General features: G+C 61.2%; 29 protein-coding genes. 21 read left to right on the top strand and 8 right to left on the bottom strand.

Annotated features, from left to right (window positions below; translation table 11 throughout):
- The first annotated feature begins 3 nt into the window (after positions 1-3).
- A complete protein-coding gene (gene radC / locus J7557_RS03475) occupies positions 4-696 on the top strand; it encodes a DNA repair protein RadC (protein ID WP_291418281.1) in 693 nt (230 codons plus the stop codon).
- Here radC and J7557_RS03470 read toward each other — a convergent pair.
- Both J7557_RS03470 and J7557_RS03465 read right to left on the bottom strand, forming a co-directional pair.
- Positions 688-1944: a GNAT family N-acetyltransferase gene (locus J7557_RS03470; protein ID WP_291417355.1), complete on the bottom strand. Its 1257-nt coding sequence runs from the start codon at positions 1942-1944 to the stop codon at positions 688-690. The genes radC and J7557_RS03470 overlap by 9 nt on opposite strands.
- A 118-nt stretch (positions 1945-2062) precedes the next feature.
- Positions 2063-2800, bottom strand: a complete 738-nt coding sequence (locus J7557_RS03465) for a cytochrome c biogenesis CcdA family protein (RefSeq protein WP_291417353.1) — start codon at positions 2798-2800, stop codon at positions 2063-2065.
- Positions 2801-3021: 221 nt separating this feature from the next.
- Here J7557_RS03465 and J7557_RS03460 point away from each other — a divergent pair, with 221 nt between their 5' ends.
- A complete protein-coding gene (locus tag J7557_RS03460) occupies positions 3022-3234 on the top strand; it encodes a hypothetical protein (RefSeq protein WP_291417351.1) in 213 nt (70 codons plus the stop codon).
- Between the two features lies 1 nt (position 3235).
- On the opposite strand, the gene dgt is transcribed toward J7557_RS03460, so the two are convergent.
- A complete protein-coding gene (dgt, locus tag J7557_RS03455) occupies positions 3236-4579 on the bottom strand; it encodes a dGTP triphosphohydrolase (protein WP_291417349.1) in 1344 nt (447 codons plus the stop codon).
- 82 nt (positions 4580-4661) lie between these two features.
- Positions 4662-5066, bottom strand: a complete 405-nt coding sequence (locus tag J7557_RS03450; protein ID WP_291417347.1) for an SRPBCC family protein — start codon at positions 5064-5066, stop codon at positions 4662-4664.
- Positions 5067-5194: 128 nt separating this feature from the next.
- On the opposite strand from J7557_RS03450, the gene rpe reads away from it, so the two are divergent.
- The 5 genes from rpe to J7557_RS03425 all read left to right on the top strand — a co-directional run bounded on the left by rpe (position 5195) and on the right by J7557_RS03425 (position 8727).
- Positions 5195-5875: a ribulose-phosphate 3-epimerase gene (gene rpe, locus J7557_RS03445; protein ID WP_291417345.1), complete on the top strand. Its 681-nt coding sequence runs from the start codon at positions 5195-5197 to the stop codon at positions 5873-5875.
- Between the two features lie 30 nt (positions 5876-5905).
- The gene (gene purB, locus J7557_RS03440; RefSeq protein WP_291417343.1) at positions 5906-7237 is read left to right on the top strand and encodes an adenylosuccinate lyase; all 1332 of its coding nucleotides are present in this window, start codon (positions 5906-5908) and stop codon (positions 7235-7237) included.
- The gene (locus J7557_RS03435) at positions 7234-7785 is read left to right on the top strand and encodes an alpha/beta hydrolase (RefSeq protein WP_291417341.1); all 552 of its coding nucleotides are present in this window, start codon (positions 7234-7236) and stop codon (positions 7783-7785) included. Before purB ends, J7557_RS03435 begins: the two co-directional genes overlap by 4 nt.
- Positions 7782-8201 (top strand): GNAT family N-acetyltransferase, encoded by a 420-nt coding sequence (locus J7557_RS03430; RefSeq protein ID WP_291417339.1) that lies wholly within the window; start codon positions 7782-7784, stop codon positions 8199-8201. The genes J7557_RS03435 and J7557_RS03430 overlap by 4 nt, the downstream gene beginning before the upstream one ends.
- Positions 8202-8355: 154 nt before the next feature.
- Positions 8356-8727 (top strand): DUF1344 domain-containing protein, encoded by a 372-nt coding sequence (locus tag J7557_RS03425; RefSeq protein WP_291417337.1) that lies wholly within the window; start codon positions 8356-8358, stop codon positions 8725-8727.
- Positions 8728-8780: 53 nt separating this feature from the next.
- On the opposite strand, the gene J7557_RS03420 is transcribed toward J7557_RS03425, so the two are convergent.
- Positions 8781-9104 carry a DUF1476 domain-containing protein gene (locus J7557_RS03420; protein WP_291417336.1) on the bottom strand — a complete coding sequence of 108 codons (324 nt, stop codon included), beginning with the start codon at positions 9102-9104 and terminating at the stop codon, positions 8781-8783.
- Positions 9105-9332: 228 nt separating this feature from the next.
- On the opposite strand from J7557_RS03420, the gene purC reads away from it, so the two are divergent.
- The 14 genes from purC to J7557_RS03350 all read left to right on the top strand — a co-directional run bounded on the left by purC (position 9333) and on the right by J7557_RS03350 (position 21002).
- Positions 9333-10097 carry a phosphoribosylaminoimidazolesuccinocarboxamide synthase gene (gene purC, locus J7557_RS03415; RefSeq protein ID WP_035083343.1) on the top strand — a complete coding sequence of 255 codons (765 nt, stop codon included), beginning with the start codon at positions 9333-9335 and terminating at the stop codon, positions 10095-10097.
- A 17-nt stretch (positions 10098-10114) separates the two neighbouring features.
- Complete coding sequence (gene purS / locus J7557_RS03410; RefSeq protein WP_056307425.1) at positions 10115-10357, top strand: phosphoribosylformylglycinamidine synthase subunit PurS; 243 nt, start codon at positions 10115-10117, stop codon at positions 10355-10357.
- 258 nt (positions 10358-10615) lie between these two features.
- A complete protein-coding gene (locus J7557_RS03405) occupies positions 10616-11683 on the top strand; it encodes an acyltransferase family protein (RefSeq protein ID WP_291417333.1) in 1068 nt (355 codons plus the stop codon).
- 219 nt (positions 11684-11902) lie between these two features.
- Complete coding sequence (gene purQ / locus J7557_RS03400) at positions 11903-12571, top strand: phosphoribosylformylglycinamidine synthase subunit PurQ (protein WP_291417331.1); 669 nt, start codon at positions 11903-11905, stop codon at positions 12569-12571.
- A gap of 33 nt (positions 12572-12604) precedes the next feature.
- On the top strand, positions 12605-13216 hold the full coding sequence (locus J7557_RS03395) for a DJ-1/PfpI family protein (RefSeq protein ID WP_291417329.1): 612 nt from the start codon (positions 12605-12607) through the stop codon (positions 13214-13216).
- On the top strand, positions 13213-15438 hold the full coding sequence (gene purL / locus J7557_RS03390; RefSeq protein ID WP_291417327.1) for a phosphoribosylformylglycinamidine synthase subunit PurL: 2226 nt from the start codon (positions 13213-13215) through the stop codon (positions 15436-15438). Before J7557_RS03395 ends, purL begins: the two co-directional genes overlap by 4 nt.
- A gap of 82 nt (positions 15439-15520) precedes the next feature.
- Positions 15521-16114: a hypothetical protein gene (locus J7557_RS03385; RefSeq protein WP_291417325.1), complete on the top strand. Its 594-nt coding sequence runs from the start codon at positions 15521-15523 to the stop codon at positions 16112-16114.
- An 88-nt stretch (positions 16115-16202) separates the two neighbouring features.
- Positions 16203-16436: a BolA/IbaG family iron-sulfur metabolism protein gene (locus tag J7557_RS03380; protein ID WP_035083355.1), complete on the top strand. Its 234-nt coding sequence runs from the start codon at positions 16203-16205 to the stop codon at positions 16434-16436.
- A gap of 5 nt (positions 16437-16441) precedes the next feature.
- Positions 16442-16765 carry a DUF6665 family protein gene (locus J7557_RS03375; RefSeq protein ID WP_291417322.1) on the top strand — a complete coding sequence of 108 codons (324 nt, stop codon included), beginning with the start codon at positions 16442-16444 and terminating at the stop codon, positions 16763-16765.
- Positions 16762-17145: an HIT family protein gene (locus tag J7557_RS03370; protein WP_291417320.1), complete on the top strand. Its 384-nt coding sequence runs from the start codon at positions 16762-16764 to the stop codon at positions 17143-17145. The genes J7557_RS03375 and J7557_RS03370 overlap by 4 nt, the downstream gene beginning before the upstream one ends.
- A complete protein-coding gene (locus J7557_RS03365) occupies positions 17142-17804 on the top strand; it encodes an HAD family hydrolase (protein ID WP_291417319.1) in 663 nt (220 codons plus the stop codon). The genes J7557_RS03370 and J7557_RS03365 overlap by 4 nt, the downstream gene beginning before the upstream one ends.
- Positions 17805-17887: 83 nt before the next feature.
- Positions 17888-18223, top strand: coding sequence for a Grx4 family monothiol glutaredoxin (grxD, locus tag J7557_RS03360; RefSeq protein WP_291417317.1), 336 nt, complete (start codon positions 17888-17890; stop codon positions 18221-18223).
- A gap of 182 nt (positions 18224-18405) precedes the next feature.
- A complete protein-coding gene (locus tag J7557_RS03355) occupies positions 18406-19623 on the top strand; it encodes an MFS transporter (protein WP_291417315.1) in 1218 nt (405 codons plus the stop codon).
- 122 nt (positions 19624-19745) lie between these two features.
- On the top strand, positions 19746-21002 hold the full coding sequence (locus tag J7557_RS03350; RefSeq protein ID WP_291417313.1) for a multidrug effflux MFS transporter: 1257 nt from the start codon (positions 19746-19748) through the stop codon (positions 21000-21002).
- A 39-nt stretch (positions 21003-21041) separates the two neighbouring features.
- Here the strand turns inward: J7557_RS03350 and J7557_RS03345 are convergent, their stop codons facing one another.
- The 3 genes from J7557_RS03345 to J7557_RS03335 are packed head-to-tail and all read right to left on the bottom strand — an operon-like array spanning position 21042 to position 22375.
- On the bottom strand, positions 21042-21671 hold the full coding sequence (locus J7557_RS03345; protein WP_291417311.1) for an ATP-dependent Clp protease proteolytic subunit: 630 nt from the start codon (positions 21669-21671) through the stop codon (positions 21042-21044).
- A 54-nt stretch (positions 21672-21725) separates the two neighbouring features.
- Positions 21726-22064 carry an SRPBCC domain-containing protein gene (locus tag J7557_RS03340; protein WP_291417309.1) on the bottom strand — a complete coding sequence of 113 codons (339 nt, stop codon included), beginning with the start codon at positions 22062-22064 and terminating at the stop codon, positions 21726-21728.
- Positions 22061-22375, bottom strand: a complete 315-nt coding sequence (locus tag J7557_RS03335; RefSeq protein ID WP_035083370.1) for a helix-turn-helix transcriptional regulator — start codon at positions 22373-22375, stop codon at positions 22061-22063. The genes J7557_RS03340 and J7557_RS03335 overlap by 4 nt, the downstream gene beginning before the upstream one ends.
- Positions 22376-22418 lie beyond the last annotated feature (43 nt).

The following is a 22418-nucleotide window of genomic DNA, read 5'->3' as shown; positions in this document are numbered from 1 at the left end:
GGCATGGCGGAAGCGTCAATAAAGCCGCATTATCTCGGGCATCGCGAGCGGGCGCGCGATCGCTTCAACACGGTGGGCGGCGATGCATTGGCTGACTACGAGCTGCTCGAACTTCTGCTCCACATGATCCTGCCGCAGCGCGACACCAAGGCGCTGGCCAAGGATCTGCTGGCGCGGTTCGGGTCGATTTCTGAAGTGCTGGGCGCACCCCCTGCCCGGCTGGCAGAGGTCAAGGGGCTGGGCGAAACGTCCATCACCCACCTCAAGGTGGTGCAGGCTGTGGCACAAAGGTTCGGGCGCGACCAGATCGACGTTGAAAAGCCGATCCTGTCGTCATGGTCGGAACTGATCGATTATTGCCGCAGCGCCATGGCCTATGAGAGCGTCGAGCAGTTTCGCATTCTCTTTCTCGACAAGAAGAACAGGCTGATTGCCGACGAGGTGCAGCAGGTGGGCACGGTGGATCATACGCCGGTTTATCCGCGCGAGGTGATCCGCCGGACACTGGAGCTCTCTGCTTCGGCGCTGATCCTAGTACACAACCACCCATCGGGCGATCCCTCGCCATCGGCGGCGGATGTCCGGATGACGCGGGAAATCGCCGAGATTGCCAAGCAGATGGGGATCACGCTGCACGACCACATCATCATCGGGCGTGCCGGGCACGCCTCTATGCGGGGGCTCAAGCTAATCTGACGGCTGCTGCTGTTGCTGGCGGCCAAAGAGCTTGTCGGTGAACTGGCGGAAATGGCGGAGCGCCGATTTCACCCGCGGGCTGGCCTTGGCCTGGGCGCGCAGTTTCTGGAACTGCTGGTGGCACCCCACCGACAGCCGGCCCTTCAAGGTCAGGCCGATATAGTGCTGGCGCAGCGGGGTCTGCACATTGCACCAGTGGCGCTTTTCGTCGGTGAAGCCCGAGCCCATGTCGAACATGGTGAAACCGGAATCGAAGACTGTCTGCATGACGCGCAGGAGGCACTGCTTGCCGGGGGAGCCGGCCTGAATTGCCGGGTCGTCGCTCATAGACGAGATGAGGCAGAACATGCGGTCGCCGTGAACGACATTATAGCGGACCGCGACGACCTCGCCATTAAGGCGCAGGACGTGGAGGCGGATGTCGAGTCCCGAGCCGGGCTGCATGGCCTTGTGGTAGAAGTCGATGAGATTGTCGCAGACGAAAGTGTCGCGAATACCCTGAGCGTGGAAGCGTGCCGAACGCTGGCGGAACATGACGTCGATGGCCGCTTTGCCAGCCACAGGATCGGTAACCAACTCGAAACCGATTTCACCAAGCGCGGCGAGACGGTCGCCCTGTTGCCGGTCGTGCTTGCGGCGGCTGCGGCTGCGCTGGAGCTTGTCGCAGTCTTCCCAGGAGGAGAATTCGGAGCGGTAGAGCGTGTCGACTTCAAGAGGCGCGCCGAGCTCGTCAAAGAGGCCGCCGAAGCCGGTGATCTCGCCGGGAATGGCCCGGAGATAGACGGCGTCGGCATCGGCAAGCTGGCTGACCATGGTCAGCCAGAGCTGCGCGCGCCCGTCCGCGCCGAGCGCGGCAAGCCTGCGATAGTCCGAAATGGGGGCGTAGCAGCCGACCTGCGAGCGCGGGAACCAGGTGTAGACGGTGACGCCCATCTGGCGACGGCGATGCAGCGGCAATAGCGCGACGGGTTCGCCATCGACCTCGCCGATGACGAAACACTGGTCCTTTGGTGCGATGCCGCGGTCGGCGATCCAGAGGCGGATGAAGTCAAAGCTTTGACCAGGAGACTCGACGCCATCGGCGGTAAGGGAGCGCCAGACGGCTTCGACCTCGCCAATATCATGAGTGCAGCGTGCAGTCATGGCGACGCCAGGACGCGACGGCGTGGCGGCCTGAAGACCGGCTGTTTCGCCGTTTTCAGCCAGCGCGCGCAACAATGGCTCGTTTCCCACGTTGGCCGTGCCCATCTTCCCCGCCCAAATGACTCCGGCAGTCTTGGCCTAATGGAGTAAATCGCGACTGAAGATCACGCAGAAATTGTTCGCGGACCTGCGGAAAGTTTTCGACGGTTAACGAAATGCTGCCTCAACCGAAGTTTGCAAGCACCGGGAAGGTTTCGAGGAACCAGTAGGAAATGCGGGTGAAGTTGCCGGTGAGGAAGAGGATGCCTGTGATCACCAACAGGCCGCCCATGACTTTTTCCACCGTGTGCAGATGCTGCTTGAACGAATGGAAGAAGGTGAGGAACGGGCCGATGGCAATGCCGGCGAGGAAGAAGGGAATGCCGAGGCCAAGCGAATAAAGGCCGAGAAGCGAGGCGCCTTCCCAGGCGGTTTCGCGGCTGGCGGCGACCGAGAGAATGGCCGCGAGCACCGGGCCGATGCAGGGCGTCCAGCCGATGGCGAAGGCGAGGCCGAGGAGGAAGCCGCCAAGCGGGCCGGACGCAGCGCCAGGACCATTGTGGCGCATCTGCCGATCGAGAAAGCCGATGCGGTAGACGCCAAGGAAATGCAGGCCCATGGCGATGATGACGACGCCGGCAACCGGGGTGAGGATCGGCAGGAGCTGCCGGAAAACCTGGCCGAAGGCGGTCGCCGTGGCGCCGAGCGCGATGAAGACCACCGAAAAGCCGAGGATGAAGAAGAGCGAGGTGACGGCAACCTTGAAGGTCAGCTTGCCCGCGCCGGTATCAGCCTCGGCGCGCAATTGGTCGAAACTGGCGCCGCTCATATAGGTCAAGTAAGGCGGCACAAGCGGCAGGACGCATGGGCTGAGAAAGCTCAAAATGCCCGCACCGATCACCAGAGGCAGAGAAAATTCCAAGGCGACGCTCCTATTTCGGCGTCCTGTGTAGCGCCGCAGCGGTATAAAGCAATCGGACTTGCCGTCGCATCGCAGTGATGTGAGCGACGGATATTGCGGATGACATGCCACATTTGGGGGCATAAAGTGCAGGTGTCGCTGCCCTTTCCGTGGCTTCAGCGACGACAGTCAAATGCCCTGCAAGAGGTTCAAGCTGCTGCCGCAAGACTAAAGGTGGCGCCGTGACTTCATTTATTGTTTCGACGATCAATTGCCCGCATTGCGGACATACCAATTCCGTTACGACTGACAGCCTGCCTTTGGGCACTGTCCTCGGCTGCTCGATGTGCCATCGCGAGGTCGCCCAGTGGCATGGCGGCTCGGTGGGCTTTCGGCTCACGCTTATTGCCGAAGTTGACCCCGCGCCTGCCGAGAAGCTGGAAACGGCACTCTGACCTAGTGCCCCGACAGCATTTTTGAGATGCGCAGCGCGTAGCGATCGGTCATGCCCGACGTATAGTCACCCAGCGAATGGAGGGCCTCGACAGGCGTCGTGACATTGCGCAGGTCGAGATCGAGTGCGCGAACGAGCTGCTGCGAGCGGGCGCCGAGGTGCTCGGCGTTCCAGCCCAACCTCGCAAGGTCTTCAAAGACCGGCAGGATGCCAGACATGACATTGTAGATGATCCGGCGGCCGGAGATTTCGAGCTCGGTTTTGCGGCGCGCCGTGAAAATATGGTCCGAGGACAGCTTTCGCATGTCCTCGAATATAGGCGCCATGTCGCACACTTCCGTCAGCGCGCCGGAGAATGTGCCGGCCATGATCTCCTGATGGTGCGCCTTGAAGGCCTCCACGCAACTGTTGATGGCCTCGCCGATGGCCATGGCGCGCAGCATGGCGACATGCTCGGCCTGGCTCCGGTCGCCAGCGCTCGCGTCGCGCGGCTTGGCGGCCTTTACGAGGATGTCGACGACCTCCTTGTAGGAGAGTTCGCCGGTGGTGAAGGCGTCTTCGATATCGACGATATTGTAACAGATGTCGTCGGCAGCCTCGACGACGAAGACCAGCGGGTGGCGCCGCCACCATTTTTGCCCGTCGACATGTTCCTCCGGGAGGCCCAGCGTGGTGGCGACGTCCTCGAACAGCGCTTCCTCGCTGCTGAAAACGCCGAACTTCTTGAGGCCGACATAGGTCGCAGCGCCCGTGGCCTTTACCGCGGCGCGGGTCTTGGCGGTGACCGGATACTTCATGAAAGCGCCGAGGGTCGCCTTGGAGAGGCGCATGCCGCCGTCGTTGCGGCGCATTTCGAGCCGCGTGAGAATACGAAAGCCCTGGGCATTGCCTTCGAAGGCGGTGAATTCCGGACGAAGGTCCTGCTCCACTTCGGCGGCAAGGCCCCTGCCCGCGGCAAACTGCTCGGCGAACCAGGCGCCCATGGCGTCTTCGCCGGAATGGCCGAAGGGCGGATTGCCGATGTCGTGAGCCACGCTGGCGGCCTGCACGATATTGGCGAGGTTGTGCTCCTCGCCCGGCTGGAGCAATTTCTGCTCGACCAGCCACTGTCCGATCCGCATGGCGAGAGATCGTCCGACGCTGCTGACCTCAATGGAGTGGATCAGGCGGTGATGGACGTGGTCATGCTCATAGAGCGGTTGGACCTGCGTCTTGTTGGCAAGGCGTCGGAAGGGTGCGGAAAAGATGATGCGGTCGTGATCCTGCACGAAGATCGACCGGCTGGCCTGGGACGAGGGCTTCTTGTCGCCGAGACGCTCCTCGGAAATCAGGCGGTTCCATTCCATGGCGGGTCCTCACGCAGGCGGGAGTTATGGATATGAACCGCCGGGGATGGCGGAGTCCTGCGACCCTCCGTCTTTTCAACAGCTATGCGGCCTTTTCCAGCAGAGCCTTCAGGGTTTCGAGGTCCTTTTGGACCGCAGCGGCGTCGCGCTGGTATTCCGCTTCGGTCATGCCGTTCTCCTGCAGCAGCAGGAAGGTCACCTCGGCACCATCGCCATTGGGCATGACACGCAGGGCGACGTGGACGATGCGGCCATCGACGTGAACGTCGTGATCGAGCACGCCATAGGGGTTTCTCGCGGTGAAGGTGATGCGGATCGGATTGCCGCCGGGATCGCGGGCGATCCATTCGAGGCCGGTGCCGCTGAAACTGTTGCCGAGGCCAGCGGCCCATTGGACCATGTTGGCGGGCTCGGCGGCGAAGTCGTAGACCTCCTGCCAGGGGCGATTGATGGTGACGGCAAGCGTCTCGCTGCGATGGGTCGCCATGTCTGCTCCTTGTTGGATCGGCACAGTCTAGGGCCGGGATTTGGCCATGCCAACCAAAGGCTAGGCTTGCCCCGGGGCGCGGGCCGCCCTATAGCCAGACCATCGCCTGGAAATGAGGTGCCTCCTTCATGTCAATCCGTCCGCTGCGCATCGCCCCGTCGATCCTTTCCGCCGATTTTTCGCGGCTTGGTGACGAGGTTTCGGCCATTGTCGCCGGTGGTGCGGACTATATCCATATCGACGTGATGGACGGGCATTTCGTGCCCAATATCAGCTTTGGCGCACCGATCATGAAGTCGATCCGTGGTGTCACCGACAAGGTGTTCGATTGCCACCTGATGATCGCGCCGACCGATGCCTATCTCTCTGATTTCGCCCATGCCGGCGCCGATATCATCACCGTGCATGCCGAGGCCGGGCCGCACCTTCATCGGTCGCTGCAGGCCATTCGCGGGCTTGGCAAGAAGGCTGGCGTGGCGCTTAATCCAGCGACGCCGGTTTCGGCGATCCAGCATGTGATCGACAATGTCGATCTGGTGTTGATCATGAGCGTCAATCCCGGCTTTGGCGGCCAGAGCTTTATCCCGGAATCGCTCAACAAGGTCCGTCAAGCCAAGACGCTGATCGGCGGACGCGATATCGATCTCGAAGTCGATGGCGGCGTGAGCGCCGAGAATGCACGCGAAATCGTCGATGCCGGGGCCAATGTGCTCGTGGCCGGCTCTGCCGTCTATGGCGGCAATGATCCCAAAACCTATGCCGGCCGCATTGCGGCCATTCGTGATGCGGCGACCGGCCGTATTGCCTGACTCCACTTTTGAACTGCCGAGGCTAAGCCCATGATCCCGCGCTATTCCCGTCCCGAAATGGTTGCCAACTGGTCGGCCGAGACCCGCTTTGCCATCTGGTTCGAGATCGAAGCCCATGCCACGAGCAAGCTGGCGGAACTGGGCGTCGTGCCGAAGGAAAGTGCCGACAAGATCTGGGACGTGATGAACGCCCGCAAGGCGGAGACGGGTGACTATGGCTTTGACGTCGAGCGCATCGACGAGATCGAACGCACCACCAAGCACGACGTTATCGCCTTCCTGACGCATCTGTCTGAAATCGTCGGCCCGGATGCGCGCTTCGTGCACCAGGGCATGACCTCGTCGGATATTCTGGACACGACGCTGTCGGTGCAGATGAAGCGCGCCGCGGACATTCTGCTGGCCGATATTGACGCTCTGCTCGCGGCACTGAAGCGCCGGGCGATGGAGCACAAAAATACTATCACCATTGGCCGTAGCCACGGCATTCATGCTGAGCCGACGACCTTTGGCGTGAAGCTGGCGGAAGCCTATGCGGAATTCACGCGCAACCGTGCACGCCTCGTTGCAGCGCGTGATGAGATCGCGACGGCGGCTATTTCTGGCGCCATTGGCACCTTTGCCAATATCGATCCTCAGGTCGAAGAATATGTGGCCGAGAAGCTTGGGCTTTCCATTGAGCCGGTTTCGACGCAGGTCATTCCGCGCGATCGCCATGCCATGTTCTTTGCAACGCTGGGCGTGATCGCTTCGTCGATCGAGCGCGTGGCCGTGGAAATCCGCCACCTGCAGCGTACGGAAGTGCTGGAAGCCGAAGAGTATTTCTCGCCGGGCCAGAAGGGCTCGTCGGCCATGCCGCACAAGCGTAACCCCGTACTTACGGAAAACCTCACCGGCCTTGCCCGCCTCGTGCGCGGCATGGTGGTTCCGGCGCTGGAAAACGTGGCGCTCTGGCATGAGCGCGATATCTCGCACTCTTCGGTCGAACGCATGATCGGGCCGGATGCGACGGTGACGCTGGACTTTGCGCTGGCGCGGTTGACCAGCGTGATCGACAAGCTGGTCGTCTATCCGGAAAACATGCGCAAGAATTTGGACCTGCTTGGCGGCCTCCACAATTCGCAGCGCGTGCTGCTGGCGTTGACCCAGGCCGGTTATAGCCGCGAAGATTCCTACGCCGCCGTGCAGCGCAATGCGATGAAGGTTTGGGAGCACCGGGGCGACCGCACCGGGCTCTTCGCCCAGAACCTCAAGGCTGATCCTGATGTGACGCTGAGCGATGCGCAGATCGACGCCATGTTCGACGACGGTTACCACCTCAAGCATGTCGACACGATCTTCGGCCGAGTTTTCGGCGCATGAGGATTGCTGATACCGACATCCTGATCCTGCCAGGCCTCGGTAATTCCGGCCCCGGCCACTGGCAGGTGCGCTGGGCCGAGAAGATGTCGACGGCCGCCATCGTGGAACAGGCCGAATGGGACGAGCCCGATCCGGAAGACTGGATCGACACAATCATCGAGGCCGTCAAACTGGCGAAGCGGCCGGTCGTTCTGGTTGCACACTCGCTCGCCTGCATCGCGCTGGTGCAGGCAGCGCCGCGGTTCCCGGAAGGCATTGTGAAGGGCGCGCTACTGGTTTCGCCGCCTGATGTGGAACTCAATCCGGACGTGCCGGAAGAGGCGAAGTGCTTTGGGCCGGTGTCGCGCGATCCCCTGCCCTTTCCCTCGCTGCTGGTGATTTCCTCGACTGATCCCTTCTGCTCGCTGGAGCGGGCCGCCGACTATGCGGCGGCCTGGGGTTCGGATTTCCACCAGGCCGGTGATGCCGGTCATATCAATGTCTATTCCGGCCATGGGCCCTGGCCGGAAGGCCTGATGATGTTCACCCGGTTGATGCAGCGCCTATGACTAACGCCTATTCCCTTGTGGCCGAAATACCGGGCGTGGACGACTATCTGCGTCTGCGCGTCGTCGCCGGGCTCAGCCCCAAGACGCATGAGGGGGCCAGCATCGGCCTGCCGAATAGCTGGTTCGCCGTGATCGTGAAGTTCGAGGGCAAGGCCGTGGGTATGGGCCGCGTCATTGGCGATGGTGGAACGGCTTTCCAGATCGTCGACATCGCCGTCGAGCCCGAGCATCAGGGCAAGGGGTTGGGCAAGCGCATCATGGCGGCGCTGATGGAGAAGCTCCATAGCGACGCCCCTGCTGGCGCCTATGTGAGCCTCATTGCCGACGGCGACGCCAAGCATCTCTACGCCAAATATGGCTTCGAGCCCGTCATGCCCGCCTCGATCGGCATGGCAACACGCATAACCAAAGCCTGACGCCACACCTTTGGCACCAGCGCCGAAAATCCGCCAGACTTCCGCCTAACTTGCTGAAATTCAGACGGAAAAATGCTCGGCGGAATTAAATCTTGTTAACTTGTGAAGGCAGCGACGCGGTCCTAAACCACTCCCCGCTGGTTTGGAAACGCCGGTGGATGACGAAGGCATTCACGACGCGACGGTTCCAGAAAACCGGCAAAAAGATCGCATGGAGACCATCATGCGTAAGTTCGTCACTCCCCTCCTCATTGCCCTTGTTGCCGTTGCACCCGGCGCCGCTTTCGCGGCCACGACTGCAATGCCCGCGGCCAAACCCGCGGTGACCTCGCAGGCTGACCAGTCTATTTCGGGCACGGTCAAGGCCTTTGACCTCAAGGCGCATACCCTGACCCTGGCGGACGGGAAGATCTACCAGCTGCCGGCGACCTTCAAGGACCCGGGCCTCAAGTCCGGCGAAAAGGTCACCGTGCACTGGAAGATGAACGGGACCGCGTACGAAGCGACCAACGTGACCATCGGATAACAAAAGGGAGCCGGCAATGCCGGCTCCCTTCGCATTTCAGCGTGTTGCTGCGATCAGCCTTCGGAGGCGATCTGCTCATTGGCGACAGCAACCAGGGTCGCCATCTTCTGGCGAATCACGTCATCGCCGATGGAAATACCCTTGGCCTTGAGGTCGCCCGAAACCTTGCGGAACACGTCTTCGTCGCCGGCTTCTTCGAAATCGGCAGCCACGACTTCAGCGGCATAGGCCTTGGCTTCATCGCCCGAAAGGCTCATCAGCTCGGCAGCCCAGATGCCCAGCAGCTTGTTGCGGCGTGCTTCGGCCTTGAATTTCTTTTCAGAATCGAAAGCAAACTTGGCTTCCTGGCCCTTCTGACGGTCGTCGAACCCGCTCATGGTCTCTCCCATATGGCTTGCATGCCGGTTACCCGGCCGTTCTCCACCGACATAGGCGGTTGAGCCAAGCAAATCAACGGGAAGCGATGGGATGCGACCTTGTGTGGCGGTTGCCACAGTCTATCGCCAACGCCGATCACGGTGACACGAAAGAGCTTGCAATTCCGTGCCGTTCTGGCGCATGAAGCGCGCCTAAACGGTGACCTTTTCACGGCAGCGGAAACCCCCATGAATCGTCGACGCAAAATCTATGAGGGCAAGGGCAAGATCCTTTTCGAGGGTCCGGAGCCCGGCACTCTGGTTCAGTATTTCAAGGACGACACCACTGCCGGCAACGGCGCTCGTCATGAGATCATCGACGGCAAGGGCGTGTTGAACAACCGAATCTCCGAATTCGTGTTCACCAAGCTCAACACCATGGGCATCCCGACCCACTTCCTGCGCCGCATCAACATGCGCGAGCAGCTGATCAAGGAAGTCGAGATCATTCCGCTTGAAGTGGTCGTGCGCAATTATGCCGCCGGGTCGCTGTGCAAGCGTCTTGGCCTCGAGCCCGGCACGCAGTTGCCCCGCTCGATCATCGAATTCTATTACAAGGACGATGCGCTCAACGACCCGATGGTTTCGGAAGAGCACATCACGGCGTTCGGCTGGGCTACCCCGGCCGAGCTCGACGACATCATGAGCCTTGCGATCCGCGTCAACGACTTCCTGACCGGCCTGTTCATGGGCGTTGGCATCCAGCTCATCGACTTCAAGATCGAATGCGGCCGCCTCTATGAGGGCGACCTGATGCGCATCGTGCTCGCTGACGAAATCAGCCCGGACAATTGCCGCCTGTGGGACATCAAGACCCGCAACAAGATGGATAAGGATCGCTTCCGCGAAAACCTCGGCGGCCTCGTCGAAAGCTATCGCGAAGTGGCCCAGCGCCTCGGCATCCTCGTTGAAAACGACAATGCGCTGACCACCGGTCCGCGTCTCGTTCAGTAAGAATTCGGGAAGACACCATGAAAGCGCGCGTTACCGTCACGCTCAAGGCTGGCGTTCTCGACCCCCAGGGCCAGGCCATCGAAGGCTCCCTGGCCTCCCTCGGCTTTGGCGGCGTCAAAGGCGTCCGCCAGGGCAAGGTTTTTGACCTGGTTCTCGACGGCACCGATGTGGAAGCCGCACGGACACAGTTGACCGGCATGTGCGAAAAGCTGCTGGCGAATACTGTGATCGAAAACTACCAGATCGAAATCTCTAATTAACGCTTAATTGCGATAACTGATGACGCGCCGGGCTTGGCGTAGGACTGTATGCACATGCGTAAAACCCAGATTGCTCTCTCAGTAATGTTTTTCGCCTCGCTTGGGCTGCTCTTTGCAGCCTACGCCTCTGTGCCGGTCTGACCGGCCTTAGGGCATTTCTTACCACTGCAACAATTGTCTAGAAGCTGACGGCTCGCTTTAACCGGCTGGTGTCAGGCTTTTGCTACCGTGCGCTCAAAATCGCATGGGAGCGCGACAATGACCGTGGCCAAGCAAAGACTTGATTGGGTTGATATGGCCAAGGGCCTGTCGATCTTTCTCGTCGTCATCATGTATTGCGCATCGAGCGTGGGCGAGGATACCGGGCAGACCGGTTTCCTGCACTGGACCATTGCGTTCGCCATGCCCTTCCGCATGCCCGAATTCTTTCTTATCTCGGGGCTGTTCCTGAGCCAGGTCATCGACCGGCCATGGCGCGCCTATGCTGACCGGCGCATCGTCCACTACTTCTACTTCTATGCGCTCTGGGCGGTGATCCACATTGTCTTCAAGGTGGCGCTTGTCGGGCGCGATCCCGTGGGTGCGTTGAGCTATCTTGCCTGGGCAGTGGTCGAGCCATACGGTGTGCTGTGGTTTATCTACATGCTTGGCATCTTCGGGCTCGTCAGCAAGTTGCTGCACCAGTTCACGGTGCCGCATTGGACCGCGCTGCTGGTTGGCGCGGTATTGCAGATGGCCGCGGTTCATACCGGCAGCTACCTCATCGACCAGTTCTGCGCCTATTTCGTCTATTTCTACGCCGGCTATGTCTTTGCGCCGCAGATCTTCCGCATCGCGGACTGGTCGGCCAGCAATGTCGGGGCAGCGCTCGGCGTGCTTGCGGCATGGGCTGTGGTCAATGCCGTTCTCGTCTTCACGCCGGGCTTCCGGCTCGATCCCGTGCATATCCAGATGGGTTGGGGCGCCCTGCCCGGCATTCACTTGCTGGCGGCCCTCGCCGGCGCCGTGGCGATCTGCATTGCCTCGGCGCTGCTCGTTCGCCTACCGTGGATGAACTGGCTGCGCTGGATGGGTGGCAAATCGCTGGTCGTCTATGTGGCCTTCGTGCTGCCCATGGGTATTGCCCGCACTCTGCTGCTGGCTATGGGGATCGAAGAGCCAAACCTTGTAAGTCTCATCATCATGGTCGTCGCCATCGGCTCGCCGCTGGTCCTGTGGTGGATCACGGAAAAGGTCGGCTTTGGCAAATTCCTGTTCGAACGGCCGGCCTGGGCGCATCTGCCGGGGTCGCAGGGGGCGCGTCAGGTGGCGGCACCCGCCGAGTAATACTCCCCATACACATGCACGACGTCATCCCCGCGAAAGCGGGGATTTTTGTTTGCAGCGCCTGAGCGGGGATTCCCGCTTTCGCGGGAATGACATCGCGTGTGGGGAGATGTGGGACAGCTGTCACAAAGTCATGGGGAATGCCGCGGAGCCCTTGCCTTTTCCGGCAAGACCGATCACAAGGCCTCGCATCAGTTCAGACACAGCAAGGATCGCCCGATGAAGGCCGCCGTCATCGTGTTTCCCGGACTCAATCGCGACCGCGACATGATCGCGGCGCTGACCAAAATCGGGGGCGTGGCGCCTGCCGTGGTTTGGCACCAAGACGCCGATATTCCTGACGTCGATCTGATCGTCATTCCCGGCGGTTTCTCCTATGGCGATTATCTCCGCTGCGGCGCCATCGCAGCGCGCTCGCCGATGATGGACAAGGTCCGCGAACGCGCCGCCAAGGGCGCCAAGGTTCTCGGCGTATGCAACGGCTTCCAGATCCTGATCGAGGCGGGGCTTTTGCCGGGTGCGCTGATGCGCAATACCTCGCTCAAATTCGTTTGCCGCGAAGTGAAGCTCGAAGTCACCAATACCGACAATGCCTTCACCAGTGGCTATGCCAAGGGCCAGATCATCCGCTGCCCGGTGGCCCATCATGACGGCAACTATTTCGCCGATGCGGAAACGCTGGCCGCACTCGAAGGCGATGGTCGCGTCGCCTTCCGCTATGCCGAGGGCACCAATCCCAATGGCTCGATCAACAATATCGCGGGCATTCTCAACGCGGAAAAGAACGTGCTGGGCCTGATGCCGCATCCGGAAAACCTGATCGAGACCGCGCATGGCGGTATTGATGGGCGCGCGCTGTTTGCCGCGCTTCTCGACAAGGCGGCCTGAGGCCAACGGCCTCAATCGCAGTGGGAGAGCAGCATGGTTGATGCAAACAATCCGCTCAATGTCGGCATCGTCGTCTTTCCCGACGTCGAGGAACTGGACTTCGTCGGCCCGTGGGAAGTCTTCACCATGGCCGCGCAACTTGGTGCGCCTCTCAATGCCTTCACGGTTGCATGGCCGGAAAAGGCGCTGCGCTGCGCCAAAGGCCTGCGCATCGAGGCCGACTACGATTTTTCTGACGCCCCGCCTGCCGATCTCGTGATCGTGCCCGGCGGCAAAGGCACGCGCACGATCATCATGGACGACGCTTTTATCGACACGCTGCGCGACTATTTGGCGGCCGCCAAGTGGCAGGCGTCCGTCTGCACTGGCGCGGCGCTGCTAGGACAGACCGGTTTCCTCGATGGCAAGCGCGCGACCACCAATCACGCGGCCATGGACTGGGTCCGCAGCATGGCGGTGAAGGCCTATTTTACGCCCGACGAGCGCTATGTTCGTCATGGCAGCGTCGTCACCAGCGGCGGCGTCTCTGCCGGCATCGACATGTCGCTATGGTTCGTCGGCCACCTCTTCGGCCATGACCTTGCCCATGAGACGCAGCGCGTCATGGAATATTACCCCGAGCCCCCCTACGGAACGACCCGATGACCCTTCGTAACGACATCGAAATCACCCCGCAGTTGGTCGCCGACCACGGGCTCAAGCCGGATGAATACCAGAAGATTCTCGACCTGATTGGTCGCGAGCCGACCTATACCGAGCTCGGCATTTTCTCGGCCATGTGGAACGAGCACTGCTCTTACAAGAGCTCGAAGAAGTGGCTGCGCACGCTGCCGACGACGGGGCCGCGCGTGATCCAGGGCCCGGGCGAAAATGCCGGTGTCGTCGATATCGGCGATGGCCAGGCGGTCGTCTTCAAGATGGAATCGCACAACCACCCGAGCTTTATCGAGCCCTATCAGGGCGCGGCGACCGGTGTTGGTGGCATTCTGCGCGACGTCTTCACCATGGGCGCCCGCCCGGTGGCTGCGATGAACGCGCTGCGCTTTGGCGCGCCTGAGCATGAAAAGACCCGGCACCTCGTGCACGGCGTCGTCGCCGGTGTTGGCGGCTATGGCAATTCCTTCGGCGTGCCGACCGTGGCTGGCGAAGTCGAGTTTGACGCACGCTACAATGGCAATAACCTCGTCAACGCCTTTGCCGCAGGCCTCGCCGACACTGACAAGATTTTCTACTCCAAGGCCGAAGGCGTCGGCCTGCCCGTCGTCTACCTTGGCGCCAAGACCGGCCGCGATGGCGTCGGTGGCGCCACCATGGCTTCGGCCGAATTCGGCGACGACATAGAGGAAAAACGCCCGACCGTGCAGGTTGGCGACCCCTTCACCGAAAAGCGCCTGCTCGAAGCCTGCCTTGAGCTGATGGCCACTGGTGCCGTCATCGCCATCCAAGACATGGGTGCCGCAGGTTTGACCTGCTCGGCCGTCGAAATGGGCGCCAAGGGCGACCTCGGCATCGAGCTGAACCTCGACAAGGTGCCGGTGCGCGAAGAGCATATGACGGCCTACGAGATGATGCTGTCGGAGTCCCAGGAGCGCATGCTCATGGTGCTGCATCCGGAAAAGGAACCGGAAGCCCGCGCCGTGTTCGAAAAGTGGGAACTGGATTTTGCCACCGTCGGCAAGACCACCGACGACCTGCGCTTCCGCGTGCTCTGGCAGGGCGAGGAAGTCGCCAATCTGCCGATCAAAGAACTCGGCGACGAGGCTCCGGAATATGATCGTCCGTGGGTCGAGCCCAGGATTCCAGCGGCGCTCGCGGCCGACGACGTGCCGCAGATGGATGTTGCCGATGCGCTGCTGAAGCTTGTCGGTGGCCATCAGTGTTCGTCGCGCCGCTGGGTCTATGAGCAGTATGACACCATGATCCAGGGCAATAGCGTGCAGCGTCCCGGCGGCGATGCCGGCGTGATCCGTGTGCTCGGCCACGACAGCAAGGGCCTCGCCTTCACCTCGGACGTCAATCCGCGCTATTGCGAGGCCAACCCCTATGAGGGCGGCAAGCAGGCCGTGGCGGAGTGCTGGCGTAACTTAACCGCTACCGGTGCCGAGCCTCTGGCTGCCACCGACAACCTCAACTTCGGCAATCCCGAACGCCCGGAAATCATGGGCCAGCTGGTAAAAGCCGTGGGCGGCATTGGCGACGCGTGCCGTGCGCTGGATTTCCCGATCGTGTCGGGCAATGTCTCGCTCTACAACGAAACCAATGGCCGCGGTATTCTGCCAACCCCGACCATCGGCGGCGTCGGCCTGCTGCCCAATTGGCAGAAGAGCGTCCGCATCGGCTTTACCGAAGCCAACCAGCCGATCCTGCTTATTGGCGGTCCAGCCGAACGCGGTTCGCACCTCGGCCAGTCGATCTATCTGCGCGATCTCTTCGACCGCCGCGATGGTGACGCGCCGCATGTGGACCTCGCCGCCGAACGCAAGACGGGCGACTTTGTCCGCAAGCTGATCCGTTCGGGCGTGGTTACGGCTTGCCACGATCTGTCCGACGGCGGCCTCGGCGTTGGCCTCGCTGAAATGGCGATATCAGGCGGCATCGGCGCGACCGTGGTCGATATCGAAGGCTATGATCCCCTGCTGCAGTATTTCGGCGAGGACCAGGGCCGCTATCTCGCTACGCTCAACCTCGATCCGCAGGGCGACGAAATCACCGCGCTCTTTGACGAGGCCAAGACCCTCGGCATCTATGCCACCTGGATCGGTTCGACCGGTGGTTCTGACCTCGTTTTGGGCAAGGCGAAGCCGGTTTCGGTTGCCGCGCTGACCTCGGCCCACGAGAGCTGGTTCCCCAACTATATGTCGGCTTGATTAGCACTTAGCCGGCCCATGCCATATGATCGCCGCTCTTTGGTTCGCCAAAGGGCGGCGTAGTTTTTTTCTGGAGCGTCTGATGAGATCGAAGCGTTTTCTGGCGATCGTCGTGGGTTTGGGCGCAGCGGCCATGCCGGTTGTAGCGCTCGGTCAGAACGTCAGCGTTACCCGCTCCATCTTTGCCGACCAGCCCTATACGCTGATCTATCCAGAAGTCATGACCGCCACCGGCGGCGCAGACGAACCACTGGTGATCAACCATCCCAATGCGCCGCTGCAATGTGACCTCACCATTCTGCCGGTGGAAGACACGCAATGGACCGCCGAAAGCGCGCTTTCGCAAATTGACGACGCGGCCGTAACCGCATCCTGGGCCGAGACCTTTCCGGGTTTCGTCCTTGGAAATCGCGGCACCACGCAATATCAGGACGCCACGGCGCTCTTCTATGAGGGCACGAGCGAAAGCTCACCCATGAACGTACCCGTGACGCTGCTTCACACCGAAACGGTCGCGTCGGGCCGCGGCTACGCGCTCGACTGCATCTACGCCACTTCCGTTGCCGAGCAGATTCGCCCGCTGGTCGATTTTATCGTGGCCAATTTCGCCACCCGTTCAGACGCGGAATGCTGCATCGGCGCCACCGCCGAAACCGAACCGGCTCCGGCGCAATAGCGCCTTCCCGATATTGAAGCTGCTGCACTCGCGTGCCATATCAAGGACATGCGCCGGAAACGGCAGAAACGAGCACGGGAGACTTCACATGCCAATGGACGCCACCGAGATCGAGCGCCGCATCAAGGCCGCCCTGCCCGATGCCGAAATCGAAATTCGCGACCTTGCCGGCGATGGCGACCACTGGGCGGCCTCGGTGATTTCCGAGAGTTTTCGAGGCAAGACCCGCGTGCAGCAGCACAAGATGGTCTATGACAGCCTGCAGGGCGACATGGGCGGAGCGCTGCACGCACTGGCTCTCCAAACCAGCATTCCCGAATAAGCTGCATGTCGGGCCTGCGCGAGTCGCTCGACCTTATCCGCATAGTTCGGCCCGAGGCCGGCACTGCGGCGATCGACCATGAAATCGCAGCTGAGCGGGCCAGCTCGCTCGGCGCCGCAGAGGCCCGCGTCATCAAGACTTTGAAGGCCCTTGCTGAAGCGTCGGTCAACCGGGAGGTTGTTCTCGACGACGCGCGCGACGCCGTATGGTCCTATTTTGTGCAGCGCGAACTGGTCGGCTTCCGCCGCCATACGGATGTCATTCAAACGCTCGCCATTCCCGGCGATGTTCTCGTGGGGCTCGGAGCCAAGCCGGCGCGGCGGCCATGACGGAGCCGGGTTGCAGGTTCTGCCGGGCCAATGGCCTCCTGTCCGACAGCGCCGTGCTCGAAACGCGGCATTTTTACGTTTTGCCCAGCCGCGACCCTGCCTTGCAACGCGCAGGCATGATCGTACCCCACCGCCATAGCGAAAACCCGTTCGAGATGACGCCGGAAGAATGGGCCGATTTCGGCCCGGCGCTTGCCGCAGCACGCGAGCATTTCGCGAGCCATGAGCCCGACGGCTTCACCCTCGGTTGGAATGTGGGTGCCGTCGGAGGACAGAACGTGTTCCACACGCACCTCCACATCATCCCGCGCTTTGCCGGCGAGCCGCTCGAAGGCAAGGGCATCCGATATGCCTTCAAGCAGCAGCGAGCCGGCACGTGACACGTGCGGTGATCTTCGATGTCGATGGCGTGCTTGTTCACGGCTATCACGCCCGGCCCGACCTGCACGAAAGTTTTGATGACAAGCTCCGCGCTCTCGGCATCAATGCAGACCGTTTCCAGCGGGAATTCATCCACGACATCTTCATGAAGCGCGTCCTGATTGGTGAGGTGCCCATGATCGAGGCGCTCGACCGGCGCCTAAAGGCCTTTGGATACAAGGGCCCGACGATGGCCGTGCACGATCTCTGGATGAGCCATGACTGTTTTCCCAACTCGCCCATGCTCGATACAGTTCGAAAGCTGAAGGCGCATCCGGACGTAAAACTCTATCTCGCGACCAACCAGGACCACAGCAGGGCGCAGTTTCTCTGGCAGTCCCTTGGTCTCAGGGACATTTTCGAAGACATGTTCTATTCGGCCCGATTTGGCCGGACCAAGGGGCACAAGAAGTTCTACGAGATGGCCGAAGCCCGCATGCCCACGTCAGAATTGCCGCCACTATTCTTCGACGACACGCCTAAAGTGGTCGATGCGGCGCGAAAGCATGGCTGGGACACAGTGCTATTCGGTACGCTCGAGGATTGTACCTCGCATCCCTGGATCGCCGAGCGCCTTGGGACGGCGCAGCAACAAACATCGCCATCCGCCGATGGCTGATCTCGACAGCGCCACAGTCCTGTCCTATTTAGTGTCCGAGTTCCGCCGGGCCTTGACCCCGGTTTACTGAAAGGCTCCTCCCCATGACCGATATCAACGCCTTTATCGATGAGAAGGTGAAGAACAACGACGTGTTCCTCTTCATGAAGGGCACGCCCGACTTTCCGCAGTGCGGCTTCTCCGGCCAGGTCGTTCAGATTCTGAGCTATCTCGGCGTCGACTATGACAGCGCCAACGTGCTTGAAAGCGCCGAACTGCGCGATGGCATCAAGGCCTATTCCAACTGGCCGACCATTCCGCAGCTTTATGTGAAGGGCGAATTCATCGGCGGCGCCGACATCACCCGCGAAATGTTCCAGTCAGGCGAATTGCAGACGCACCTGCAGCAGGCTGGTATCGCGGTCAAGCAGAGCGCCTGATCGCTTGCTTTTAGAGAATTTGAAGGCCCTGCCCTAGCCCGGCGGGGCCTTTTGCTTTGGGAGCGCGTTTGCCCTTTGGCAGACCAAGTCATCACGGGAACTGATGAAGCCCATTCGAGAATATCGCTTTGCGTGATGAGGGCACGGGCGTACTAAAAGCACCTAATATCCGGATGCTTCCCATGAACACTTCCGCCCTTCGTCCCGCAGTGCCACTGCTCGTCCTGATCATCGCCGGCTGCATGGTTGCGGCCATCGGCAATGGTGTCCGCACCAGTTTTGGCCTCTACACGCTGCCGATGACCGGCGATCTCGGCCTCAGCCGCGAAGGTTGGGGCATGGCCATGGCGATCCAGAACCTCGCCTGGGGTATCGCGCAGCCTTTTGCCGGCGCCTATGCCGACCGCGTTGGCACAGGTCGCACCATTGCCGTCGGCGCCGCCATTTATGCGCTGGGCGTCTTCGGCATGGCCTTCTCGCCTTCGGCCGGCTTGCTTGCGGTTACGGCGGGCATTGTCACTGGCGTCGGTATTGCCATCTGTTCCTTCTCCGTGGTCATGGCTGCCTTCGGGCGTTCGGTGCCGATGGAAAAGCGCTCGCTGATCTTTGGTGTCGCCACTGCGGCGTCGTCCTTCGGCCAGTTCGCCTTTGCGCCGATCAGCCAGGGCTTCATCAATGCCTTTGGTTGGCAGTCCGCCCTGATCTATCTTGGCATGGCGCTACTGCTGATCATTCCATTGAGCTACGCCCTGCGCGGCCGCACCGAAAATCCGGTCGGCCACGCCGATCTGCCCTTCATGGAAGCACTGGCAAAGGCCTGGGGCCATGGCTCCTATCGGCTCCTCGTGATCGGCTTCTTCGTCTGCGGCTTCCACCTGGCCTTCATCAACGTGCACATGCCGGCCTATCTGGTGCAGTGCGGTCTATCGCCTGAGGTCGGTAGCTGGACCATTGCGGTCATCGGCCTCTTCAACATCGTCGGGTCGCTGCTGGCCGGCTATCTCGGCGGCAAACTGCCCAAGCAGTTGCTGCTGGCATCGATCTACTTCTTGCGAGCCCTCGCCATCGGTCTCTTCCTGCTGATTCCGGTCAGCGAAGTGACGGCCTATGCCTTTGCAGCCGCCATGGGCCTGCTCTGGCTCTCGACGGTGCCGTTAACGGCGGGGCTCGTGACCCTGTTCTTCGGTGCGCGTTATATGGGCATGCTCTATGGCGTCGCCTTCTTCAGCCACCAGCTCGGTTCTTTCGTCGGCGTCTGGCTCGGCGGCTTCGCCTTCGACATGACCGGCTCTTATGCCCTCGTCTGGTATCTCGGCATCGTACTGGGTCTCGCTTCGGCAGCGCTACACATTCCGATCAACGAGCGCAGCGTGCCAAACTTCTCGCTGAAGCCCGCCTGAGGACAAATTTTCAATTATCGTCATTTGACGATACAGACTTGCCAATGCGGCCGGACAGGTTCATGGTCCGGCCGTAATTCTGCCGCCCCTCCCCCTGGGCGCCCTCATACTGAGCAATAATCATGTCCGACCATTTTACTCGGGTGCTTTCGCGACCCGAATTCATTGCCCTTATGGCCGCGCTGATGGCGCTCAATGCCCTTGCCATCGACGTCATGCTGCCAGCCCTACCCTATATGGGCGAAGCTCTGGGTGTCACCAACGAGAACGAGCGCCAGTTCGTCGTCTCCTCCTACATGCTGGGCATGGGCATTGCCGTACTCGCTTTCGGCCCCCTGTCTGACCGCTTCGGCCGCCGCGGTCCCCTGCTTGTCGGCATGGGCATCTATATCGTTGCGGCGATCGCGGCGATCTTCGCGCCCACCTTCGGCATACTACTGCTGCTGCGCTTCATTCAGGGCATGGGTGCAGCCAGTGTCCGCGTGATCACCATGTCCGTGGTACGCGACCGGTATTCCGGCCGGGAAATGGCCGAAGTCATGTCGCTCACCTTCATGGTGTTCATGGCCATCCCCATCATCGCGCCTGGCGTCGGCCAGATTTTGCTGCTGACCGGTCCCTGGCAGACGATCTTCATCTTCATGGGTGTGCTCGCCGCCGCTTTCTGGTTCTGGACCTACAGGCGCCTGCCGGAAACCCTGGCCCTCGACAAGCGTCGTCCGCTGACCTTTTCGGGCATTGCGACGAGCTTCAAGATCGTCTTCACCAATCGCCCGGCCATCTCCTATGGCCTCGCGGGCACGTTCCTGTTCGGCGCCCTCTTTGGCTTCATCAGCTCGAGCCAGCAGATCTATGTCGATATCTATGGACTCGGCGTCTATTTCCCCGTGGCCTTCGCGGCCATGGCCGGCCTGATGGCGGTGTCGTCCTTTACCAATTCGCGGATCGTCCGCCGCTTCGGCATGCGTCGCCTGTCCCATGGCGCCATGCTGTCCTTCACCATCGTCAGCGGCATCTGGCTGGCGCTGGCGCTGGCCGGATTCATGCCGCTGTGGCTGTTCTTCCCCCTGCTCGCCATCATCATGTTCAGCTTCGGCTGGGCCTCGTCGAACATGAATTCTCTGTCCATGGAACCGCTTGGCGCCGTGGCAGGTACCGCGTCCTCGGTTTTCGGATTTATCCAGACTGTCGGCGGCGCGCTCATCGGCAGCTATACGGGGCAGCACTTTGACGGCACCACGGTGCCGGCAGCCACGGGCTATTTCACCATGGGTATCCTGGCGCTGATCTGCATTCTCATTGCCGAAAAGGGAAAACTCTTCGGCGTCGGCGAGCAATATGCGCACCCCAAGGGCGAACCGGCGATGGAAGCCCACTAAGTTCGAGGCCACCCGGTTCGCCGGGTGGCTTTTTCTGGTCTAGCTGGCCGGGTCGGTATTAGGCAGCGCCAATTGGGTTCGGTCGGAATAGACGTGATCGACCAACCCCCAGGCCTTGGCGTCTTCGGGCGCCATGTAACGATCGCGTTCCAGTGCGGCTTCGACCTCCTCATATGTCCGGCCACAATGCTTGGCATAGATGCCATTGGTCAGCCGCTTGAGCCTCCGGCTCTCTTCGGCATGGATAAGGATATCCGTAACCTTGCCCTGATAGCCGCCTGACGGCTGGTGCATCATGATTGATGTATTGGGCAAGCTCGCCCGCTGACCGGCTTCGCCTGCCGCAAGGATCAGCGTGGCGGCTGAAGCGGCCATGCCCATGCAGAGCGTGCCGACCGGCGCTTTGATGAATTGCATGGTGTCGTACATCGAGAGAGCCGCCGTCACGACACCCCCGGGCGAGTTGATATACATATAGATCGGCTTGGTCGGCGCTTCGGCCTCGAGGAAAAGCAACTGGGCACAGACCAGCGAGGCCATATTGTCCTCGACCTCGCCATTCACGAAAATGATCCGCTCGCGCAGCAGGCGCGAGTAAATATCAAAAGCCCGTTCGCCGCGGCTCGATTGTTCCACGACCATAGGGACGAGTTGCATCATGTCGCGCATAGGCGACCTCCGTTCAGTTGGAGATTTGAAATTACTCGGCGGCGTATGCGGGCCTCAGGCGGCCAGCATCATCACCGGTTCATTGCTATTGGCCGGCTGCGGCAGCGCCATCGGCGCATGCGTCAGACGAAACCAGGTGCCGCCGTCCTCACGCGGAGAAATCTCAAAGGTGACGAGACTTTCCTCAGGCTCGGCCGCCGCGCCCTCGCCCGGCTCGCGCCAGCGATAGGTGAGGCTCTTGTTCTCGTCGGCTGCGACCACAGAAATCTCGGCATCGGCCGGCGGCTGCAGCCAGCGTTCGAGATATTCGGGGATTGAAAGCGCTCGCCAGACCTTTTCGGGCGGAGCATCGAGCGTGGTTTCGAACACCAGCGTGTCGGCGTCGTCCTTCATTGATCCATCTCCCTGAGCAGGTCCTTGAGGTTGTCGATACGGCTCGGCCAGAAATCGCGATAGCGGGCCAGCCAGCCGTGCAGAGGCGCAAAGCCGTCGGGGTCGACGCGGTAATGCGCAAACCGCCCCTCCCGGCGTTCGCTGATCAATCCAGCACCCTTGAGCACGGCGATGTGCTGCGACATTGCCGGCTGCGAAATGGCAAAGCCCTCGCGCAGGTCGGTTGCCGTCAACTCATCGCCGGACAGCCGCTCGAGAATCGCGCGACGCGTCGGATCGGCCAGGACTTTGAAAATCTCTGCTTCGTTCATGCACACACATAAGCACGGACTTATGAGTCGTGACAAGGGGGTT

The sequence above is a fragment of the Devosia sp. genome, from assembly GCF_017744655.1.
Lineage (GTDB): Bacteria > Pseudomonadota > Alphaproteobacteria > Rhizobiales > Devosiaceae > Devosia.
The sequence above is the reverse complement of the archived record's forward strand: the minus strand, read 5'-3'. Positions and strand labels throughout refer to the sequence as shown.

What these genes read in the sequence shown, in the direction of transcription:
- J7557_RS03435 (WP_291417341.1), top strand. Translation starts at nt 7,234, where the DNA reads ATGAGGATTGCTGATACCGACATCCTGATCCTGCCAGGCCTCGGTAAT.
- purL (WP_291417327.1), top strand. Translation starts at nt 13,213, where the DNA reads ATGACCCTTCGTAACGACATCGAAATCACCCCGCAGTTGGTCGCCGAC.
- J7557_RS03450 (WP_291417347.1), bottom strand. Translation starts at nt 5,066, where the DNA reads ATGGCGACCCATCGCAGCGAGACGCTTGCCGTCACCATCAATCGCCCC.
- J7557_RS03370 (WP_291417320.1), top strand. Translation starts at nt 16,762, where the DNA reads ATGACGGAGCCGGGTTGCAGGTTCTGCCGGGCCAATGGCCTCCTGTCC.
- J7557_RS03470 (WP_291417355.1), bottom strand. Translation starts at nt 1,944, where the DNA reads ATGGGCACGGCCAACGTGGGAAACGAGCCATTGTTGCGCGCGCTGGCT.
- purS (WP_056307425.1), top strand. Translation starts at nt 10,115, where the DNA reads ATGAAAGCGCGCGTTACCGTCACGCTCAAGGCTGGCGTTCTCGACCCC.
- purB (WP_291417343.1), top strand. Translation starts at nt 5,906, where the DNA reads ATGATCCCGCGCTATTCCCGTCCCGAAATGGTTGCCAACTGGTCGGCC.
- J7557_RS03335 (WP_035083370.1), bottom strand. Translation starts at nt 22,375, where the DNA reads ATGAACGAAGCAGAGATTTTCAAAGTCCTGGCCGATCCGACGCGTCGC.
- J7557_RS03430 (WP_291417339.1), top strand. Translation starts at nt 7,782, where the DNA reads ATGACTAACGCCTATTCCCTTGTGGCCGAAATACCGGGCGTGGACGAC.
- J7557_RS03380 (WP_035083355.1), top strand. Translation starts at nt 16,203, where the DNA reads ATGCCAATGGACGCCACCGAGATCGAGCGCCGCATCAAGGCCGCCCTG.
- rpe (WP_291417345.1), top strand. Translation starts at nt 5,195, where the DNA reads ATGTCAATCCGTCCGCTGCGCATCGCCCCGTCGATCCTTTCCGCCGAT.
- J7557_RS03405 (WP_291417333.1), top strand. Translation starts at nt 10,616, where the DNA reads ATGACCGTGGCCAAGCAAAGACTTGATTGGGTTGATATGGCCAAGGGC.
- J7557_RS03345 (WP_291417311.1), bottom strand. Translation starts at nt 21,671, where the DNA reads ATGCGCGACATGATGCAACTCGTCCCTATGGTCGTGGAACAATCGAGC.
- J7557_RS03375 (WP_291417322.1), top strand. Translation starts at nt 16,442, where the DNA reads ATGTCGGGCCTGCGCGAGTCGCTCGACCTTATCCGCATAGTTCGGCCC.
- J7557_RS03385 (WP_291417325.1), top strand. Translation starts at nt 15,521, where the DNA reads ATGAGATCGAAGCGTTTTCTGGCGATCGTCGTGGGTTTGGGCGCAGCG.
- radC (WP_291418281.1), top strand. Translation starts at nt 4, where the DNA reads ATGGCGGAAGCGTCAATAAAGCCGCATTATCTCGGGCATCGCGAGCGG.
- J7557_RS03420 (WP_291417336.1), bottom strand. Translation starts at nt 9,104, where the DNA reads ATGAGCGGGTTCGACGACCGTCAGAAGGGCCAGGAAGCCAAGTTTGCT.
- J7557_RS03340 (WP_291417309.1), bottom strand. Translation starts at nt 22,064, where the DNA reads ATGAAGGACGACGCCGACACGCTGGTGTTCGAAACCACGCTCGATGCT.
- J7557_RS03395 (WP_291417329.1), top strand. Translation starts at nt 12,605, where the DNA reads ATGGTTGATGCAAACAATCCGCTCAATGTCGGCATCGTCGTCTTTCCC.
- purQ (WP_291417331.1), top strand. Translation starts at nt 11,903, where the DNA reads ATGAAGGCCGCCGTCATCGTGTTTCCCGGACTCAATCGCGACCGCGAC.
- J7557_RS03350 (WP_291417313.1), top strand. Translation starts at nt 19,746, where the DNA reads ATGTCCGACCATTTTACTCGGGTGCTTTCGCGACCCGAATTCATTGCC.
- J7557_RS03355 (WP_291417315.1), top strand. Translation starts at nt 18,406, where the DNA reads ATGAACACTTCCGCCCTTCGTCCCGCAGTGCCACTGCTCGTCCTGATC.
- purC (WP_035083343.1), top strand. Translation starts at nt 9,333, where the DNA reads ATGAATCGTCGACGCAAAATCTATGAGGGCAAGGGCAAGATCCTTTTC.
- grxD (WP_291417317.1), top strand. Translation starts at nt 17,888, where the DNA reads ATGACCGATATCAACGCCTTTATCGATGAGAAGGTGAAGAACAACGAC.
- dgt (WP_291417349.1), bottom strand. Translation starts at nt 4,579, where the DNA reads ATGGAATGGAACCGCCTGATTTCCGAGGAGCGTCTCGGCGACAAGAAG.